We start from the raw sequence: 17,879 nt of genomic DNA on the forward strand, positions 1-17,879 counted from the left end.
GGCCGGCTCCACGTATACCCGTGATTTCCTGAGGAGCCGGCCAGCGGCCGGCACTACCGGGTGCGTGGAGTGTTTGACGAGGAGGAAAGCCCCCTGCGTGCAGTGCGTAAACCGGCCCGTGGCCGGCATTTACAGGGGCTGCCTACGCGTACGCGTCAACCAACCCGCGCTGGCGCATCAACTGTGCCGGCGAAACGGTGATGTCGGCCAGCGTCGGTTCGCCGTCGCCGCCGGTCGCGCCGGGCTGCCCGTTGCCGTCCTGGCCGCCCTGCGCGGTGTGCTGCTGGCCCACATCGGCGTTGCCGAGCTGGAAGCCCTGCTCGCCGAGCATCTCGCGCAGGCGGGGCAGGCTGGTTTCCAGCGCGTGGCGGACCTCGGCATGGGCGCTGCTGAAGCTGGCGTGCACCTTGTCGCCGTCAATCTGCAGGCGCACTTCGATCTGGCCCAGGTCATGCGGGGTTACCCGGATCACTGCATGGCCGATCTTCTGGTCGGCCAACCAGCCGATGCGGGCGCTCATGGCATCGCCGAAGTCATCGGCGCCCACGTCCGGGGTGGCGGTCGGGCTGCCGGTGAATGCCGCCGTGACGGCACTGGTCTTCAGCTCGGCCGCGTGCAGCGCGTGCAGCAGTGGGGTGGCCGGGGCATCACCACTGTCGGCGCCGGCCAGGGCGTCGGTCACGGCCTTGAGCAGTGCCGGGTCGTCGGCCACCGTGGCATCGGCGGGCAACACCAACGCGGCGGCCGGTTCGCTGGCGGTAGCGGCACCTGCCGCGGCGGCCGCCAACGGCAGCGCCGGGGCGGGCAGCGGGGCGGCAGTGGCCAGCAGCGGGTCGGCATCGGTCGCCGCAGGGGCGGCCGGTTGCAGCGCGGGCGGCAGGTGCGGCGGGGTGCCGGCCAGGGCCAGCCCGGCCAGGCCGAGCGGTGGCCACGGCGCGGGCTCGGTGTCGTCCGCGCTGTCCTGGGCCGCCGGTTTGGCGGCGGCGGTGCCTTCGGTAGTGCCTGCGTCGGCCGTGGCCTCGGTGGACGCGTCGCTGCCCGGGCGCTTGGGCGCATCGGCAGTGGCGGGGGTGTTCGGTTCGGTGCCGGGTTTGGCCGACCCGTCGGCAGTGCCCGCGTTGCCGGCCTTGCCGGCGGGGCGCGTGGGTGCCTTGGCGGTGCTGGCGCCGTCGCCGTTGAGCAGGGCGTCAAAGTCCCGGCGGGTATCGCCGGACGACGCGTCGCTGCGCGGGGATGTACCGGTGGCCTTGGCAGCGCCCGTGGACGCAGTGCCCTGAAGTGCGGGGGGCATCACGGCGTACCTCCAGTGTCGGTGTCTTCGCGCTGCGCCTGGCGGCTGCGGCGTGCGCCGAGGTCGTCCATCTCGCGCTGGTCGCGGCGGTCGGTGACCACCTTCTCCTGTGCGCGGTAGCTGGCGGCCAGCTGTTCCAGTACCGCCTTGTCGCGGCTGGCCAGGATCAGGCGGGCGCGTTCGGCTTCGACCTTTTCCCGGTTGTGGTCCACGGTCTGGCGCTGCTGCGCCACGGCACTGTCGAGGCGGTCCAGGAACGCGCGCCGGTTGAGCAGCTGGGCCGGGCTGGTGGCCGCCATCTGCGCGTTGGCGTACTCGTCGGCGTAACGGCGCAGCTCGTCCAGGCGCGACAGATGAGTGTCGAGCGTGCGCTGGCGTTCGGCCAGGTCACGGGCAACCTCGTCTTCGTGGTCCTGGGCCCGCTTGAGCAGGGGATCGAAACGCTTGGACTGGATCATGGCTTAGCTCTCAGGTTCCACCAGGCGCTTGAGTGCGGCCTGGCTGTGCGGCAGGTCGGCGGCCTTGCCGACGTCCTGGCCGAGGAATTCGGCGATGTCCGACCAGCGCTCCAGCGCTTCGTCGGTGGCCGGATCGTTACCGCGCTGGTAGGCGCCGATCGCGATCAGGTCGCGGTTGGACGAGTACGCCGAGACCAGGCGCTTGAGCTTGCGGATGCGCAGGCGCCAGGGTTCGTCGGCAATTTCTGTGACCACGCGGCTGACCGACGATTCCACGTCGATGGCCGGGTACAGGCCGCTGTCGGCCACCCGGCGCGACAGCAGGATATGGCCGTCGAGAATCGCGCGGGCGGCGTCGGCGATCGGATCCTGCGGATCGTCGCCTTCGGTCAGCACGGTGTAAAAGGCGGTGATCGAACCCCGGCCCTTGGCGCCGTTGCCGGCGCGTTCCACCAGGGCCGGCAGCTTGGCAAACACCGACGGCGGGTAGCCGCGGGTAGTGGGCGGCTCGCCCACCGACAGGCCGATCTCACGCTGGGCCTGCGCGAAGCGGGTCAGCGAGTCCATCAGCAGCAGTACGTTCAGGCCCTGGTCGCGGAACCATTCGGCAATGGCGGTGGCGCGGTAGGCGCCGTGCAGGCGCGCCAGCGGCGGGCGGTCGGCCGGGCTGGCCACTACCACGGCGCGGCGCAGGCCTTCTTCGCCGAGGGTGCTTTCAACGAAATCGCGCACTTCGCGGCCACGTTCACCGATCAGGCCCACCACGATCACGTCGGCGGCGGTGTAGCGGGTCATCATGCCGAGCAGGGTGGATTTACCCACGCCCGAACCGGCAAACAGGCCGACACGCTGGCCACGGCCGATCGGCAGCAGCGCGTTGATCGCGCGCACGCCCACGTCCAGCGGCTGGGTGATCGGCTCGCGGGCAAGCGGGTTGATCGACACCCCGGCCATGCTCACGGTGCCTTCGGCGCGGATCGGGCCTTTGCCGTCCAGCGGCACGCCATCGCTGTCGATGACCCGGCCGAGCAGGCCTTCGCCCACTTCCACGCCGCCGCGGCCCAGGACCGGCACCACCCGCGCGTTGGGCAGCAGGCCATGCAGTTCTGCGCTGGGCATCAGGTAGGTGCGCTCGCCGGCAAAGCCGACCACTTCGGCATCCACCCAGCCGCCGTCGGCGACTTCCACCTTGCAGCTGGCGCCCATCGGCGATTCGCAGCCGACCGCTTCCAATGTAAGCCCGACCGCACGGCGCAGCACGCCTTCGCGGATCAGGCCGCGGCCGTGGTTGCCGTCGGGCTGGATGCTGTCCAGGCGCGCGGCCAGGCGCAGGTTGCGCGCGGGCGCCCACTCGGCGGCCGGGACGGGCAGGGGTTCGGTGTTCATGCACTGGCTCCGGATTTGCGCAGCACCGCATCCAGCGCGCCACGCAGGCGGGCTTCCAGGGTGCCGTCGATGCGCACCGCTTCGGCGTGCACGCGCAGGTCGCCGCGGCTCAGGCTGACGTCGGGGGTGAGGCGCTGGGTGGGTGACAGCTGCAGCAGCGGGGTGAGCGCGGCGATGTCGTCAGGGTGCAGGCGCACTTCAACCTCGCGGTTGGCACCGCCGACCGCGTCGACGGCCTCGCCCACCAGCTGCGCGAGCAGCGCCGGGTCGGCCTGGTAGGCACGGCCGACCAGGGTGCCGGCGATACGGACGGCCAGTTCGCCCAGCGCGGCCACCACTTCATTCTCCAGCCGCACCAGCGGCCGGCTGAAGTTGTCCAGGATGCCTTCGATCTGCGCGACCAGACGGCGCACCTCAGCCTGGCCCTGGGCCTGGCCGTCGGCATGGCCGCGGTCGAAGCCGTCTTTTTCGGCGGCGTCCTGGATCTGCTGGATTTCCTCCAGCGTGGGCAGCTGCAGCAGCGGTTCCGGTTCGTGCTCCGGATCCGGTTCGGTGAGCTCGAAACTCTCCTCCACCGGTGCCGGTTCGGGCACCGCCAGCAGGTCCGGGGCAAGCCAGCGCACGGCGTTGTTCACAGCATCGCCTCCGCGTTGCCGCCAATGGTGACGGTGCCTTCATCGGCCATGCGCTTGACGATGGCCAGGATCTCGCGCTGCGCCACTTCCACGTCGGACAGGCGCACCGGACCGCGTGCTTCCATGTCTTCGAGCAGGATCTCGGCGGCGCGCTGGGACATGTTGCGGGTGATCTTGTCGCGCACCTTGATGTCGGCGCCGCGCAGGGCCAGGCCCAGGCGCTCGCCGCTGACTTCGCGCAGCACCAGCTGCAGTTCGCGGTCGTCCAGGTCCACCAGGTCGTCGAACACGAACATCAGGTCCTGGATGCGCCCGCTCAGCGGGGCGTCGATGCGGGCGATCTCGCCCAGGATCGCCTGGTCCTGGCCGCTGTCCATGAAGTTCAGGATGTTGGCCGCGCACTGCACGCCGCCGATGTTGGACGACTTCAGGTTCTGGTTGCCGGCGAACTGGCGCTCCATGATTTCGTTGAGCTCGTTCAGCGCGTTTGGCGGAATGCCGTCCAGGGTGGCGATGCGCAGCAGCACGTCCACCCGGGTACGTTCGGGCAGCAGCTTGAGCGCGTCGGCGGCCTGGTCGGTTTCCAGGTGGGCCATCACGATGGCGATGATCTGCGGATGCTCGTTGCGGACCAGGTCGGCCACCGCACGCGGGTCCATCCACTTCAGCGCGTCCAGGCCGGTGGTGTTGCGGCCGAGCAGGATGCGGTCGATCAGGTTGCCGGCCTTCTCGCTGCCCAGCGCCTGCACCAGCATGTTGCGGATGTAGTCGTCCGAGCCCACGCCCAGCGAGGTCTTGGAGCCCAGTTCGGAACTGAACTGGTCCATCACCCCTTCCACCTGGGCACGGGTGATGTCGGTCATGGTGGCCATGGCGATGCCGATCTTCTGCACCTCCTTGGGCTCCATGTGGCGCAGCACTTCAGCCGCGTCCAGTTCACCCAGCGACAGCAGCAGCACGGCGGCGCGTTGTACGCCGCTCAGCGGCGCAGTGGTGGCGTCAGTCATTGGCCACCCAGCCCTTGACCACCTGGGCCACGCGCTTGGAATCGGTCTTTACAGCTTCACGCGCCATGCGCAGTCGTTCCTCGTAGGAGTCCACCGGCAGTGCCAGGGTTTCATGTCCGGCCGCGTTCAGGCGTTCGCTGCCCAGCGTGGGCAGGCCTTCGCCATCGTCGACCAGCTGTACATCGGCACTGTGCGGTTCCAGTGCCTCATCGCTGTCTTTCTTGGTCTGGCCGGTGATCGAGCGCAGCGCCGGGCGCAGCACACCGAACACCAGGGCCAGCACCACGATCGCGCCGAGCAGCAGACGCAATGCGTCCTGCACCTGCGGCAGCTCCCACCACTTGGGCCCTTCGACCGGGGTGACTTCACGCACGAACGGGGCATTCATCACCGACACCGTATCGCCACGTTCGGCATCGAAGCCGACCGCCTGCTTGACCAGGGCTTCGACGCGGGTGAGTTCGGCCGCCGACAGCGCCTGCTCGGTGGTCTTGCCGTTGGCGCCGGCACGCGGCACGTTGTCCACCAGCACCGCCACCGACACCCGCTTGATGCGGCCCGCCGGCTGGCGGGTGTGCTGCAGGGTGCGGTCCAGCTCGTAGTTGCGGGTGGCGTTTTTCGAGGTTTCGGTCGGGGCGGCGGCGGTGGCCGGCGCGGCGGCCGGGCCGGGCGGGGTGTTGCTGGCCGCACCGGGCACGCCCTGCGGGCCGGGCACGTTGCTGCTGTTCTCGCTCATCTGTTCGCTGCGCAGCTTCTGCGGCTCGCCGTTGTACAGCTCACGGGCTTCCTCGATGACCGAGAAGTCCATGTCCACGCTGGTTTCCGGATTGACCCGGCCCGGGCCGGTCATCGGTTCCAGCAGTTCGCGGATGCGCTGGTTGAACGAAGTTTCCTGGCGGCGCACCTGTTCGAACTGCGCGGCGTTCATCGCCGCATCGCTGTTGGGATCGGACACGCTCAGCATGCGCCCGCTCTGGTCCACCACGGTCACGCGCTCGGGAGCCAGGTCGGGAATGCTGGCGGCCACCATGTGCACGATGGCATCGATCTGGCCGCGTTCCAGCTGCTGGCCACCGCGCAGTTCCAGCACCACCGAGGCACTGGCCACGTCACGCTGGCGGGTGAAGGCACTGGGCTTGGGAATGGCCAGGTGCACGCGCGAATCGCGCACCGGGCGCAGCGTGTTGATGGTGCGCGACAGCTCGGTTTCCAGCGAATGCTGGTAGCGGGCGTTTTCCATGAACTGGCTGACGCCGAAGCCCGGATCACGCTCCATCAGCTCGAAGCCGAGCCGGCCGCTGTCGGTCAGGCCCGAGCCGGCCAGCTTCAGGCGGGCGTCGTGCAGGTTCTTTTCCGGCACGGTGATGCCACCGGTGGCCGGGTCCAGTTCGAACGGAATCTGCGCGGTGCGCAGCAGGTCGGTGGCTTCGGCGGTGGCCTTCTGGTCCAGGCCGGTGTACAGCGGCACCATGCCCGGCTTCTGCGACCAGAAGAACACGAACAGACCTGCCGCCACGGCCACGGCGATCATCGCCATCAGTCCGAGCCGACGGGTGATCTGCAGGCTTTGCAGCCGGTCGAACCACTGCCCAGCCTTTTCGGTGTTCAGCGATTCTTTGGAGAGCGACAGGGCCATGCGTTTCTATCCTTACAGCGGCATGTTCATCACGTCCTGGTAAGCCTGGACGAGACGGTTACGGACTTCCACGGTGGCGCGGAAGGCGATCTGGGACTGCTGCGAGGCGACCATTACCTTGGCAAGGTCGGCACCGGGTTCACCCAGTTCGAAGGCCTTGGCCAATGCGCCGGACTTCTGCTGGGCATCGTTGACGCCGGCAATGGCGCCGCGCAGGGTTTCGGTGAAGCTCGGACCCTGCACTTCCTGGGGGGAGACAAGGCCCTGGATGGCATTGCTCTTCGGCGCCTCCGTCAGCGGGCTGACGGCGGACTGCCCCATCTGGGTCTGGAAGGAGCGGATCTGGGAAAGGACGGAGGTGACGGAGTGCGACATCTGGAACGTTCCGAAGCTGGGATGGGGTTTCGGGTGAATACGTTGCAAGTGGCGTGCCGAAACCGTTTACCGGTTCAGTTTTGTTGGTGGCACAAGGGCTTGCGCCTTCACGCGGCGAGGGCGGGTGGGGCGGCCGGTCGCGTTGCGCGACGGAATGTTGCTGCGGCGCTTTGACGCGGCGCGCGTGTCGGGGCGCCGGCGTCGGAAAACCGGCGGGGTGTCGTGCAGCCACCCATGGGGTGGCTCTACCAGGCGGTGTGCCGGCTGTGCGGCCACCCATGGGACGGTATCGGGGGTAGAGCCACCCCTTGGGTGGCTGCTCTTCTGTGGCTGCTCTTCTGTGGCTGCTCTTCTAGGGCGTCAGCGTCCAGCGGCCGCTGTTCTGGCGGCGGGCCGGGGCGATCGGGCCGGTGTGCTGGGTAAAGACGAACATGCCCTCGCTGTCGGTCAGGCAGGTGAGCAGCAGGGTGTAGGCGGCGGTGCCGCCCGGGAAGGCTTCGCGCATCCGGATTTCACCGAGGTGCGGGGCATGGCGCTGGTAGCGGTAGCTACCCTGCACGCGCACCGGGGTGCCAAGGATGTCGAGCACGTATTGGTTGGCCGCGAAATTCACCTGCACCATCCGCCCGGCGTTGGGGTTGTCGGGGCGATAGAGCGGATCGCTGATATTGATGAACTGTCGCGCGTCGAGCGTGGCCGGCAAGGTGCAGGCCGGGGTGGCCAGGGAGGTGGTGGGCAGCAGGGCCAGGAAGAGCAGCACGGGGAACAGGCGCATCGGAAGACCTCCACGGGGATGTGCCTTTGATGCTAGTCAGTGCATGGCGCGTGTCTGTAGGAAACGTTGCAATCTGTCTGCCGGCCGTTGCCGCGAACGCCACAACGACAAAGCCCGGGACAGGCCCGGGCTTCTGCGTCATTCCAACGTGCGGTCGGCTCAGCCGGCCAGTTCGGCCTGGTCGCGCTCGATCCCGTACTTGCGCAGCTTTTCCACCAGCGTGGTGCGGCGCAGGCCAAGCAGCTGGGCGGCGTGGGCGACTACGCCCTGGGTGCGTTCCAGTGCTTCGTTGATCAGGTTCAACTCGATGTTGGCCATGTGGTTGCGCAGGTCCAGGCCGGCGTCGGGCAGGGCCGGGGCGCGGGCGGCCGGGCCCGCGTCCGCGGCGGCACCATTGCCCGGCGTCGGTACGTGGAAGGAAAAGCTGCGCAGGTCCAGACGCTCGTCGGCCACCGGCGCCGGGGCCACCACGGGCGCCGGTACGCTGGCGCTGAAATCACCGCGATAGCGCGCCGGCAAATCCTGCACGCGCACGGTGCCGCCGGGGTGCAGCACGGCAAGGCGCTCGACCAGGTTGGTCAGTTCGCGCACGTTGCCGGGCCACTCGTAGCTGGCCAGCGCCTGCAGGGCTTCGGCGCTGAAGCGCACTTCGCCGCGACCGGTGCGCGCCAGCTGCGCGGCAATGGTGGTCACCAGCGCCGGCAGGTCTTCGCTGCGCTCGCGCAGCGCCGGCACGTCGATCGGGAACACGTTGAGCCGGTAGAACAGATCTTCGCGGAACTTGCCGTCGGCAATGCGCGATTCCAGGTCGCGGTGGGTAGCGGCAATCACGCGCACGTTGCAGCGGATCGTCTGGTTGCCACCCACGCGCTCGAAGCTGCGCTCCTGCAGCACGCGCAGCAGCTTGACCTGCATCGGCAGGCTCATGTCGCCGATTTCATCCAGCAGCAGGGTGCCGCCCTCGGCCATCTCGAAGCGGCCCTTGCGGGCGCTCAGCGCACCGGTGAAGGCGCCCTTTTCGTGACCGAACAACTCGCTCTCCAGCAGCTCGGCCGGGATCGCCCCGCAGTTGATCGCCACGAACGGGCCATCACGGCGCGGCGAGCGCTGGTGGATCGAGCGCGACACCACTTCCTTGCCGGTGCCCGATTCGCCCAGCACCAGCACGGTGGTGTCGAACGCGGCCACCTGTTCGATCATCTGGCGCAGGGCGCTTACCGCCGCCCCTTCGCCGGTGGGCCCCTGTTCCTGCACGGCACCGGCCTGGTGCTCGGCGTCCAGCCGCTTCAGGCTGGCGCGGCGCAGCAGCGCTTCCATCTGCGCGTGGCGCAGCGGCGCTTCCAGCGGCCACACGTTGGCTTCATGCAGGCCATGCTGCTGGGCGAAGCGCGGGGCGTCGCCGTCGATCAGCATCACCGGCGGCGGCAGGGCGCCCTGGCCGGCCCAGGCAAACAGCGCATCGCTGCGCGCGCCGGCTTCCAGGCCGCCGATGATCACGGCCATCCAGTCGGTGGAGCGCTGGCGGGTGATGTCGAAATCGGCCGCGTCGGCCACCCAGCGCGGGTTGAAGTCCATGAATTCGAGCAGGGCGACGGTGCGCTCGGCACGCACCGCGTCGCTGTCCAGTACCAGGATGCGCGACTCACTCATGATCCATTCCCCTTCAGACCTTCCAGGATCGGCATGACCTCCTGGATGTAGGACAGCTTGCTGACGAAGTTGTCCGCGCCGGCACGCAGGGCGTGCTCGCGGTGCTCGACGTCGTCGAAGTGGCTGGCGATGACGATGTACGGGGCGTCGTCCTGCGACTTGATCAGGCGGGTGGCCTGCAGGCCGCCCATTTCGGGCATCGCCAGGTCCATCAGCACCACTTGCGGGCGCAGCGTTTCCGAGCGTTCGATGGCTTCCAGGCCGTTGGCGGCGCTGCCGATCACGTCCAGCCAGTCGACCTTGCGGAAGTGGCGCATGGCGGCGTTGATGAAGCCCTCGTGGTCGTCGACCAGCAGGACGGTGAGCTTGTTCATGTCTTCCATTTCCTTCAGCCCACCCGGGCCAGTTGCGGGGTCCTGGCATTGATCCGGCGGCGTTCACGCGCCGGGGCGATGTCCAGTTGTTCGCGGTATTTTGCAACGGTACGGCGGGCGATGTTCACCCCCTGGCGCGACAGCAGGCCGGCGATGGCCTCATCGGCCAGCGGGCGGCCGGCCGGTTCGGCGTCGATCAGGCGGCGCACCATCGCCTTGACGGCCTGGCCGGAGACGCTGGCGCCTTCCAGGCGCACGGCGAAGAAGTGCTTCAGCTCCAGGGTGCCGCGCGGCGTCTGCAGGTACTTGCCGGTGGTGATGCGCGACACGGTCGATTCGTGCATGCCGATCGCATCGGCCACTTCTTTCAGGGTGAGCGGCGCCATGGCCTCTTCACCGCGGGTAAGGAAGCCGGCCTGGCGCTCGATGATCACCCGGGTGGTGCGCAGCAGGGTGTCATAGCGCATCGACAGGCCGCGGGTGAGCCAGCGCGCTTCCTGCAGCATGTCGCGCAGCGGCTGGGCCGCCTCGCCGGCATCGGCCAGCGCGTGCTCGTAGCTGGGGTTGATGCTCAGGCGACGACTGGTGGCCGGGTTCAACGCCACGCGCCACTGGTTGTCGGCGTGCCAGGCGATGACGTCGGGGATGACCACGCCGTTGTCGTCCGGGCGCAGGCTGTCGCCCGGGCGCGGCTGCAGCGACAGGATCAGCCGAACGGCTTCATGGATGTCGGCCACTTCGGCATCGAGCTGGCGGGCCAGGGCGATGTAGTCGTGCGCGGCCAGGCTTTCCAGCCCGTCGTCGAGCACGCGCTGGGCCAGGTGGCGGGCCGGGACGCGGCCGGGCAGGGCGCGCAGCTGCACGCTCAGGCATTCATGCAGGTCGCAGGCGGCCAGGCCGGCCGGGTCGCCGTGCAGGATCTGCTGGCGGACCGCTTCGACGCCGGCGGCGTCCACGTCGTGATGGGCGCTGGCCAGCAGCTGCAGCTGGGCCAGCGGCGCGTCCAGGTAACCGGCGTCGTCGCAGTGCTCCAGCCAGAAGCTGGCGACGGCCAGTTCGCGTGCGTCCAGCTCCAGGGTCAGGCGCTGCAGGGCGCGCAGGTGCGGGTCGCTGGATTCGTCGGCGGCAATCCGCTGCATGCGGTCATCGTCGCCGTCCTGCCAGCTGGCACCGGGCACATCCCACATCGCACTTTCGGGCAGCTCGTCGAACGCGGCCACTTCCTGCACGGTGGTGGTGTCGCTGGTGTCGGCCGCGGGCGCTTCGGGCGCCTCTTCGATCTCCAGCAGCGGATTGGTCTCCAGGGCGCGGCGGATTTCCAGCTCCAGCTGCATGCCGTCCAGCTGCAGCAGTCGGATCGACTGCAGCAGTTGCGGCGTGAGGTGGAGCTGCTGACCCAGCTGGGTCGACATCGTCGGCTTCATGTGTGTTCCCCATCGCACCGACTCCCCGGCGCGTTATGGAACACATCTTGCTTGTGTTATCCCGACACCGTAATCAGGGGGTTCCCTAGTGCTGTCGTCAGGTTCCTGACAGTGAGTCAGGAAAATCCCTACACAAGCGCGGAAAATTGACGCCGCCTGCGGCTGGAACCCCTATATCTGGTCGCCCGGATGACCCGGCGCCGTTCAAAATCCCGTCGCCGCCCCGCCTGAAGGCTTCAGGCTGCCGGAGAACCGACGCGGTTCATTCCAGTTCGTGCTGGTGGCGCGCGGCGAGCAGCAGCAGATCATTGGCGCGGCGGCAGCCCAGCGACTCCATCATGCGCGCGCGGTGGGTTTCCACCGTCTTGACGCTGATGCCGAGGTCGGCGGCGATTTCCTTGTTGCTTTCGCCGCGGCCGATCTGGCGCAGGATCTCGCGCTGGCGGGGCGACAACGCGGCCACCCCCACCGGCTTTTCTTTGCCCAGCATGGGCGCCAGCATCTTGGCTGAGATCTGCGGGCTCAGGAACACCTGGCCGGCATGGGCGGCGAGCAGCGCCAGTTCCAGCTCCTGCGGGGCCGCGTCCTTGACCACGAAGCCGACCGCGCCACGGTCCAGCGCATCGCGCACGTGCACCGCGTCGTCGTGCATGGTCATCATCACCACCCGGGTGCCGGGGGCGCGCAGCAGGATGTCGCTCAGGGCTTCCAGGCCGGTACGGCCCGGCAGCGACAGGTCCATCAGGATGACATCGGGGTTGTGCTGAATGGCCATCTGCAGCGCCTGTTCGGCATTGCTGGCATCGGCGACCACCTCGACATTGGCAAAGCCCTGGAGCAGGCGGCTGAGGCCGGCGCGGACCAGGGTGTGATCGTCGACGATGAGAACGCGCACAGGCAGGCTTGGGGGGATGTGAAGAAGACGGCCACCTTAACGGAGTGGCGGCCTACCGCCAAGCCGAACGCGTCACGGTGTGCCGTGCCGGCCGCCGGCCGGCACCCTTGAGCCCCGGTTACGGGCGGCGATCGGCCAGGCGCGCCTGGGCGATCTGGCGCCGGTGCAGGCGGAACAGGTGGCGTTCCAGCGCCATTTCCAGCGCATCGCTCATCGGCTCGAAGCGCAGCCAGAGGAAGTGCGCGCCGGCGCCGGTGGCCGCTTCGGCCAGCACGGCGACCGGCAGGTCGATATGGTCGGGCAGCCAGTCGCAGGGCTGCAGCCGGATCACGCCCAGGCTGCCGGCGGCCGCGCCGCTGCGCGCACCCTGTTCCAGGCGGATGCCCCGGCGCGACCAGCGCAGCGGGCGCAGGTCCAGGTCCTGGGCGCTTTGCCGCACCAGCCGGCCCAGCAGCACCATGGTCAGGTCCAGCTTGGCCTCCAGCCGCTGCATCTGCGCGCTGGACTCGCCGCGGTCGTCGTGGCCGTCGTCGCTGCGTGCATCTTCCACCAGGGCCACGCTGCGCAGCAGGGTTTCGGCCGTGCCGGGGCGTATCACCGCACTGCCCAGGCGGAACTCGGCCGGCAGCGCCACCTCGCAGCTCAACGTTTCATCGAACAGCTCGCTTTCGGCCGGATGATGGATGGCCGCGGGGCGCGCGTCGTTCATGCCAGCGACTCCGCGGTGAGATAGGCGTGCGCCGCCCGGTTGGCGTTGGCGCCGTGGCGCAGGTGGCGGCCGGCTTCGTCGCGCTGGCTCATCATCATCACCATGATCCGCTGCTGGCGGCCTTCCAGGGCGCTCAGGCCGGGCACATCATCGAGGGCACCGGGCTGGGCCAGGAACCGTGCCTGGTTGACGTGCAGCGTATCCAGGCAGTCGCTGGCACGCTCGTGGTCATCGGCCAGCAGCGCGGTTTCCAGCGTGTCCAGCTCGGTGTTGAGGTCGGCCAGGGTGAGCAGGGTAGTGGCCATTACAGCGCGGCCTGGGCTGGCACGCGCTGGTCGCGCGGAATCGCGTTCCAGGCGGCGTCGATTTCGCCCAGCAGCTCCAGCGATTCGCGCAGGGCTTCGGGGTCGTTGTGCAGGTTGGCTTCGGTCAGCCGCTGCATCACATAGTCATACAGCGCCGACAGGTTGCCGGCGATCTCGCCGCCGGCCTCGTGGTCGAGCGAGCCGTTGAGGTGGCCCACGATCGCGCAGACTTCGCCGATCGCCTTGCCCTTGCGGGCCTGGTCGCCGCCTTCCAGGCAGGCCTGGGCCAGCCGTACGCGTTCCAGCGCGCCGGCCAGGAGCAGGGCGACCAGCTTGTGCGGATCGGCATCGGTGATCGCGCTCTGTACGCCGACCTGCCGGTACTGCTCGGTGAATTGACGGTTCGAACCGTACATCAATCATGTCTCCTTCGTGCGGGGCCGCGTGCCTCGCGAGGTCTGCGGCACCGGGGGTGGAGCCTGCGTTGGTACTGCGTCGGTACCTGTATCGGCAGCGTGCGCGATTAACTTGAGCACGCTGCCGTAGGGATCAACCGGCCAGCTGGCTGAGCTGCGCGCTCAGCGAGGAGGTGGTCTGGCTGAGCTTGCCCATCAACGTATCCAGGGCCAGGAACTGCTTCTTGTAGCGCTCTTCGACACCGGCCATGCGCACGTCCAGGGCCTTGCGGCGCTTGTCGATGTCGGTGAGGGTGGCATTGATGCTCTTGGTGCGCGAAACGAACGCGCCTTCCTTGCCCACGGTGGTGCTGGTGTAGCCATCCACCATGTTGAACAGCTTGGCGGCCGCGCCGTCATCGCCGGTCAGGGCCTGGCGCACCGCGCCGGCCTGGTTGACCAGGGCCGCTTCGAACTTGGTGGCATCCAGCACCAGGCTGCCATCGGCATTGGGGTAGGCGCGGGTCTGCAGCCCCAGCGTCTTGGGGTCCAGGCCGGCTGCGGCCAGGTCCTTGAGCACGCCGCCCATCATCGCGCGCAGCTGGCTGGACGCGCCGCGCATCTGCGCATCGCCGGTCAGCGACGACGGCTCCTTGTTCTCGATGTCGTACTTGGTGGCCGTGTTGATGGCGCTGATGGCGCCGTTGTAGGCGGTCACGAAGTCCTGCATGACCTTGCGTGCGGCGGCCACGTCGGTGCTGACCGTCACCGTACTCTTGCCGGTCTTCTTCAGGTTCAGGGTCAGGCCGGGAACCACGTCGGTGACGGTGTTCTCGCTGGCCACCACTTCCACGCCATCGATGGTCAGCTTGGCATCGGCCGCCGGGGTGCGCTCGGACATGCTGGCCGCCAGGGCGGTCAGGTCGGCATTGCCGGCCCCCGCGCTGAGCTTGATGGCGTTGGCTGTGCCGGCCTTTTCCTGCGAGATCGACAGGAACTGGTTGTCGCCCGAGGCGATCAGGGTGGACTGCACGCCCAGGCTGCGGCCGGCCTTCTCGATCTTGGTGCGGATCGAAGAGAGGGTGTCATCGGCTTCGACCTGGATTTCCAGTGTCTTCTTCTTGTCGCCCACGCCGACGTCCAGCGTCAGGGTTCCGGCGCCGAAGGTCTTGGTCTTGGACACCGACGTGTCGGCGATCCATTTGTTGGCCGTGGCCAGCTGGGTGACGTCGATCTCGTGGCTGCCGGTCGCCGCGGCGTTGGTGCTGGTGACCGTCAGGATGTCGTCGGTGCCGCTCTTGGTCGCACTGACCAGGCGGGCATCGAACGCGGTGGAGGCCTTGAGCGCCTTGAGCGAGGTGGTCAGCAGGTCGAACGCGGACTTGACCGTGCCCACCGCCGACAGCTGCATCTTGGCCTTGGACTGCTGCAGGTTGAGTGCGTTGTCCGCCGGCTTGCGGTCGGCCGCGACCAGGCTGGCCACCATGCCGGAAATATCCAGTCCGGAACCGATGCCACCATAACCAAAGTCAGCCACGTTGTTTCTCCTGTCTGTGAGCCGTCGCGGGGGTGCCGCGTGGCCGTGCTGTCAACGAATGTAGCGGCCGTAGCCGCCGGGTCTTTAGAACCACGTTGATGCAGGAGTTGTGCCACTGGCTCGGCGCGGAAGAATGGCACGCGCTTTGCAGGGGTATCCGGGCGGGACGCAGTACGGTCCGGCCGGGGGTCTGTAAAAAACCCTCCTCCAATGTAGAGGAGGGCTCAGGCTACTGAAAAAGCGGGGGGAGACGAAGCCACCCGGGATGTTCAGTCAAACTAACAGCGCTGATAACGGTTCTGCCGCAGGGGCGGGCCATGGCCACGGGGATGTGGCTGCCGGGAGAGAGAGTCCGGCCCATGGCCATGGCCCGTTCCTGCGTGACGTTTGAACGGATGTTTCGGGGTTTGCCCGCGCCGCCGGCGGTTGCCGGCGGCGTGGACGCGTGGATCAGCGCAGCAGGCTGAGCACGTTCTGCGGCACCTGGTTGGCCTGGGCCAGCATGGCCGTACCGGCCTGCTGCAGGATCTGGGTGCGGGTCAGCTCTGCGGTTTCCTTGGCGAAGTCGGTATCGCGGATGCGGCTACGCGAGGCCGACAGGTTCTCCGTGGAGGTCTGCAGGTTGGCAACGACCGAGGTGAAGCGGTTCTGCACGGCGCCCAGGTCTGCGCGGGTGTTGTTGATCGAGCTCAGCGCGTTGTCGACCAGCGACAGTGCCTTCTGCGCACCGGTGACAGTGGAGACGTCCACATTGGCGACGTTGGCGGTGGTAACCGCAGGGTCGGCAGTGTGCGCAAAACCAGCAGCACCGGTCAGGGTGATGTCGGCGGCGGTCATTGCGACGCCGTCCTTGACCTGGGTGACCACGATCTTGCCGGTGTCATCCAGCTCTGCCAGCACGCCGGTTTCGCCGAGCTTGGAGTTGATGGCGGTGACGGCAGCCTTGTTCTGATCGGCAACGGTGGCGCCGCTCTTCAGTTCGATCTTGTCCAGCGTGACGGTGGCCGAACCGACCTTGATGGTGCCGGTCAGGGTGGCATCGGCGGTCAGGGCGGCCGTCGCATCAGCCACCTTGCCGGTAGCGAAGGTCGACGTACCCAGCTTGGCGGTCGTGGCATCGACGATCTTGTCGATGGCGATCGCCTGGCCGGCGTTGGCGCCGACCTGGAACAGCTGGCTGGAGAACGAACCGTCCAGCAGCTTGGTGCCGTTGAAGTCGGACTGCTTGGCGACGCGGTCGATTTCGCTGACCAGCTGGGTCACTTCGGCCTGCAGGGCCTTGCGGTCACTGGCCGAGTTGGTGGCGTTGGATGACTGCACGGCCAGTTCGCGGACGCGTTGCAGGTTGTTGCCGATTTCGGTCAGCGAACCTTCGGCGACCTGGGCCAGCGAGATGCCGTCGTTGGCATTGCGGATGGCGACGTCGGTGCCGCGGATCTGGGTGCCGAAACGCTCGGAGATGGCCAGACCAGCCGCGTCGTCCTTGGCGCTGTTGATGCGCGAACCGGACGACAGGCGCTGGATGGTGGTGGCCAGCGAGCTGCCGCTGGTGCTCAGGTTACGCTGAGCATTCAACGACATCGTGTTGGTGTTGATGACTTGTGCCATGGAAGTTCCTTCAGGCGTGGGTGGAGCGTTGGACGTCGGTGTCGGTGTCGGTGTCGGCGCCGGTTACGCCGGCGCCGACACTGCAGGCGTGGATCAGCGCAGCAGGCTGAGCACGTTCTGTGGCACCTGGTTGGCCTGGGCCAGCATGGCCGTACCGGCCTGCTGCAGGATCTGGGTGCGGGTCAGCTCTGCGGTTTCCTTGGCGAAGTCGGTATCGCGGATGCGGCTACGCGAGGCCGACAGGTTCTCCGTGGAGGTCTGCAGGTTGGCCACAACCGAGGTGAAGCGGTTTTGGATGGCGCCCAGGTCAGCACGGGTGTTGTTGATCGCGCTCAGCGAGCTGTCCACGATCTCCAGCGCCTTCTGTGCACCTTCGACGGTGGAGATGTCTACCGAGGACAGCACGCTGGCGGTTGCACCGGTCATGGTGCCGCCATCGGTGCTGCTCTCTTCCAGGCCGATGTTGCCAAAGTCAGCAGCCACGGCGGTTGCGCCTGCCGTAGCCGGACCACCAGCAGCCAGTTCGAAGGTCTGGCCATTCTTGACCGAGCTGAGGCTGATCACACCCGAGCTGTCAACGCTGGCCATCACGCCGGTTTCGCCCAGCTTGGCGTTGACCGCGGCGGCGGTAGCCTTGGAGATCGACTCACCGGCCTTTACCGAGATATCGCCGATATTGATGGCGGCGGCAGTGCCGTCCTTCGGGGTGATCGATACCTGAAGGCCGGTGAACACCGTATCGGCCGTGGCCAGGTCTTCGTTGACACCCGCGGTGCCGGCGGCATCGAGGGCGGTACCCTTGTAGGCATTGGCGAACGTGGTATTGCCCAGCGAGCTGGCCTTGGCGTCTACGACCTTGTCGATCGCAATGGCCTGGCCGGCGTTGGCGCCGACCTGGAACAGCTGGCTGGAGAACGAGCCGTCCAGCAGCTTGGTGCCGTTGAAGTCGGACTGCTTGGCCACGCGGTCGATTTCGCTGACCAGCTGGGTGACTTCGGCCTGCAGGGCCTTGCGGTCGCTAGCTGAGTTGGTGGCGTTGGACGCCTGCACCGACAGTTCGCGGACGCGCTGCAGGTTGTTGCCGATTTCGGTCAGCGAGCCTTCGGCGACCTGGGCCAGCGAGATGCCGTCGTTGGCATTGCGGATGGCCACGTCGGTACCGCGGATCTGGGTGCCGAAACGCTCGGAGATGGCCAGACCAGCCGCGTCGTCCTTGGCGCTGTTGATGCGCGAACCGGACGACAGGCGCTGGATGGTGGTGGCCAGCGAGCTGCCGCTGGTGCTCAGGTTACGCTGAGCATTCAACGACATCGTGTTGGTGTTGATGACTTGTGCCATGGGGATTCCTTCAGGCTTGGGTGAAACGTGAGGCGGTGGACACGGCGCCGGTCAGCCCGGCGCCGTTGTGGAGCGGCTGGA

18 protein-coding genes are annotated in these 17,879 nt (G+C 68.0%); all 18 read right to left on the reverse strand.

All coding sequences use genetic code 11. The annotated features are described in order from the left end of the window. Nucleotides 1–142 precede the first annotated feature (142 nt). On the reverse strand, nt 143–1,291 hold the full coding sequence (locus tag AC6CHL_RS01255; protein ID WP_498292926.1) for a flagellar hook-length control protein FliK: 1,149 nt from the start codon (nt 1,289–1,291) through the stop codon (nt 143–145). Then, nucleotides 1,291–1,749: a flagellar export protein FliJ gene (fliJ, locus tag AC6CHL_RS01260; protein ID WP_038688476.1), complete on the reverse strand. Its 459-nt coding sequence runs from the start codon at nt 1,747–1,749 to the stop codon at nt 1,291–1,293. Before fliJ ends, AC6CHL_RS01255 begins: the two co-directional genes overlap by 1 nt. Before the next feature lie 3 nt (nt 1,750–1,752). Then, nucleotides 1,753–3,135 carry a FliI/YscN family ATPase gene (locus AC6CHL_RS01265; protein ID WP_038688474.1) on the reverse strand — a complete coding sequence of 461 codons (1,383 nt, stop codon included), beginning with the start codon at nt 3,133–3,135 and terminating at the stop codon, nt 1,753–1,755. Next, nucleotides 3,132–3,770, reverse strand: a complete 639-nt coding sequence (locus AC6CHL_RS01270) for a FliH/SctL family protein (protein ID WP_038688472.1) — start codon at nt 3,768–3,770, stop codon at nt 3,132–3,134. The genes AC6CHL_RS01265 and AC6CHL_RS01270 overlap by 4 nt, the downstream gene beginning before the upstream one ends. Next, nucleotides 3,767–4,753 carry a flagellar motor switch protein FliG gene (gene fliG / locus AC6CHL_RS01275; RefSeq protein WP_038692227.1) on the reverse strand — a complete coding sequence of 329 codons (987 nt, stop codon included), beginning with the start codon at nt 4,751–4,753 and terminating at the stop codon, nt 3,767–3,769. Before fliG ends, AC6CHL_RS01270 begins: the two co-directional genes overlap by 4 nt. A gap of 16 nt (nt 4,754–4,769) precedes the next feature. Next, nucleotides 4,770–6,413: a flagellar basal-body MS-ring/collar protein FliF gene (fliF, locus tag AC6CHL_RS01280; protein WP_498292928.1), complete on the reverse strand. Its 1,644-nt coding sequence runs from the start codon at nt 6,411–6,413 to the stop codon at nt 4,770–4,772. A 12-nt stretch (nt 6,414–6,425) separates the two neighbouring features. Next, nucleotides 6,426–6,788 carry a flagellar hook-basal body complex protein FliE gene (gene fliE / locus AC6CHL_RS01285; protein WP_498292930.1) on the reverse strand — a complete coding sequence of 121 codons (363 nt, stop codon included), beginning with the start codon at nt 6,786–6,788 and terminating at the stop codon, nt 6,426–6,428. A 352-nt stretch (nt 6,789–7,140) separates the two neighbouring features. Next, nucleotides 7,141–7,563 carry a hypothetical protein gene (locus AC6CHL_RS01290; protein WP_498292932.1) on the reverse strand — a complete coding sequence of 141 codons (423 nt, stop codon included), beginning with the start codon at nt 7,561–7,563 and terminating at the stop codon, nt 7,141–7,143. Between the two features lie 159 nt (nt 7,564–7,722). Next, nucleotides 7,723–9,213: a sigma-54 dependent transcriptional regulator gene (locus tag AC6CHL_RS01295; RefSeq protein WP_141058095.1), complete on the reverse strand. Its 1,491-nt coding sequence runs from the start codon at nt 9,211–9,213 to the stop codon at nt 7,723–7,725. After that, nucleotides 9,210–9,587 carry a response regulator gene (locus AC6CHL_RS01300; protein WP_038692225.1) on the reverse strand — a complete coding sequence of 126 codons (378 nt, stop codon included), beginning with the start codon at nt 9,585–9,587 and terminating at the stop codon, nt 9,210–9,212. The genes AC6CHL_RS01295 and AC6CHL_RS01300 overlap by 4 nt, the downstream gene beginning before the upstream one ends. Before the next feature lie 14 nt (nt 9,588–9,601). Next, a complete protein-coding gene (rpoN, locus tag AC6CHL_RS01305; RefSeq protein WP_141058094.1) occupies nt 9,602–11,011 on the reverse strand; it encodes an RNA polymerase factor sigma-54 in 1,410 nt (469 codons plus the stop codon). Nucleotides 11,012–11,273: 262 nt separating this feature from the next. Then, nucleotides 11,274–11,906: a response regulator gene (locus AC6CHL_RS01310; protein ID WP_498292935.1), complete on the reverse strand. Its 633-nt coding sequence runs from the start codon at nt 11,904–11,906 to the stop codon at nt 11,274–11,276. Between the two features lie 118 nt (nt 11,907–12,024). Next, complete coding sequence (locus tag AC6CHL_RS01315; RefSeq protein ID WP_137189423.1) at nt 12,025–12,615, reverse strand: PilZ domain-containing protein; 591 nt, start codon at nt 12,613–12,615, stop codon at nt 12,025–12,027. After that, entirely contained in the window at nt 12,612–12,920 is a 309-nt protein-coding gene (locus tag AC6CHL_RS01320) for a hypothetical protein (protein ID WP_313244153.1), read from the reverse strand. Before AC6CHL_RS01320 ends, AC6CHL_RS01315 begins: the two co-directional genes overlap by 4 nt. After that, nucleotides 12,920–13,336, reverse strand: coding sequence for a flagellar export chaperone FliS (gene fliS / locus AC6CHL_RS01325; protein WP_038688455.1), 417 nt, complete (start codon nt 13,334–13,336; stop codon nt 12,920–12,922). Before fliS ends, AC6CHL_RS01320 begins: the two co-directional genes overlap by 1 nt. A 133-nt stretch (nt 13,337–13,469) precedes the next feature. Continuing rightward, nucleotides 13,470–14,852 (reverse strand): flagellar filament capping protein FliD, encoded by a 1,383-nt coding sequence (fliD, locus tag AC6CHL_RS01330; RefSeq protein WP_478071631.1) that lies wholly within the window; start codon nt 14,850–14,852, stop codon nt 13,470–13,472. Nucleotides 14,853–15,302: 450 nt separating this feature from the next. Next, nucleotides 15,303–16,460 carry a flagellin gene (locus tag AC6CHL_RS01335; protein WP_498292938.1) on the reverse strand — a complete coding sequence of 386 codons (1,158 nt, stop codon included), beginning with the start codon at nt 16,458–16,460 and terminating at the stop codon, nt 15,303–15,305. Nucleotides 16,461–16,553: 93 nt separating this feature from the next. Then, nucleotides 16,554–17,798, reverse strand: a complete 1,245-nt coding sequence (locus AC6CHL_RS01340; protein ID WP_320490755.1) for a flagellin — start codon at nt 17,796–17,798, stop codon at nt 16,554–16,556. Between the last annotated feature and the right edge of the window lie 81 nt (nt 17,799–17,879).

It is taken from the genome of Stenotrophomonas sp. GQ19 (genome assembly GCF_059758695.1).

Excerpts from the sequence above, each read along its gene's own strand:
- AC6CHL_RS01255 (WP_498292926.1), bottom strand. The coding sequence starts at position 1,291 with ATGCCCCCCGCACTTCAGGGCACTGCGTCCACGGGCGCTGCCAAGGCC.
- fliJ (WP_038688476.1), bottom strand. The coding sequence starts at position 1,749 with ATGATCCAGTCCAAGCGTTTCGATCCCCTGCTCAAGCGGGCCCAGGAC.
- AC6CHL_RS01265 (WP_038688474.1), bottom strand. The coding sequence starts at position 3,135 with ATGAACACCGAACCCCTGCCCGTCCCGGCCGCCGAGTGGGCGCCCGCG.
- fliF (WP_498292928.1), bottom strand. The coding sequence starts at position 6,413 with ATGGCCCTGTCGCTCTCCAAAGAATCGCTGAACACCGAAAAGGCTGGG.
- fliE (WP_498292930.1), bottom strand. The coding sequence starts at position 6,788 with ATGTCGCACTCCGTCACCTCCGTCCTTTCCCAGATCCGCTCCTTCCAG.
- AC6CHL_RS01290 (WP_498292932.1), bottom strand. The coding sequence starts at position 7,563 with ATGCGCCTGTTCCCCGTGCTGCTCTTCCTGGCCCTGCTGCCCACCACC.
- AC6CHL_RS01295 (WP_141058095.1), bottom strand. The coding sequence starts at position 9,213 with ATGAGTGAGTCGCGCATCCTGGTACTGGACAGCGACGCGGTGCGTGCC.
- AC6CHL_RS01300 (WP_038692225.1), bottom strand. The coding sequence starts at position 9,587 with ATGAACAAGCTCACCGTCCTGCTGGTCGACGACCACGAGGGCTTCATC.
- rpoN (WP_141058094.1), bottom strand. The coding sequence starts at position 11,011 with ATGAAGCCGACGATGTCGACCCAGCTGGGTCAGCAGCTCCACCTCACG.
- AC6CHL_RS01315 (WP_137189423.1), bottom strand. The coding sequence starts at position 12,615 with ATGAACGACGCGCGCCCCGCGGCCATCCATCATCCGGCCGAAAGCGAG.
- AC6CHL_RS01320 (WP_313244153.1), bottom strand. The coding sequence starts at position 12,920 with ATGGCCACTACCCTGCTCACCCTGGCCGACCTCAACACCGAGCTGGAC.
- fliS (WP_038688455.1), bottom strand. The coding sequence starts at position 13,336 with ATGTACGGTTCGAACCGTCAATTCACCGAGCAGTACCGGCAGGTCGGC.
- AC6CHL_RS01335 (WP_498292938.1), bottom strand. The coding sequence starts at position 16,460 with ATGGCACAAGTCATCAACACCAACACGATGTCGTTGAATGCTCAGCGT.
- AC6CHL_RS01340 (WP_320490755.1), bottom strand. The coding sequence starts at position 17,798 with ATGGCACAAGTCATCAACACCAACACGATGTCGTTGAATGCTCAGCGT.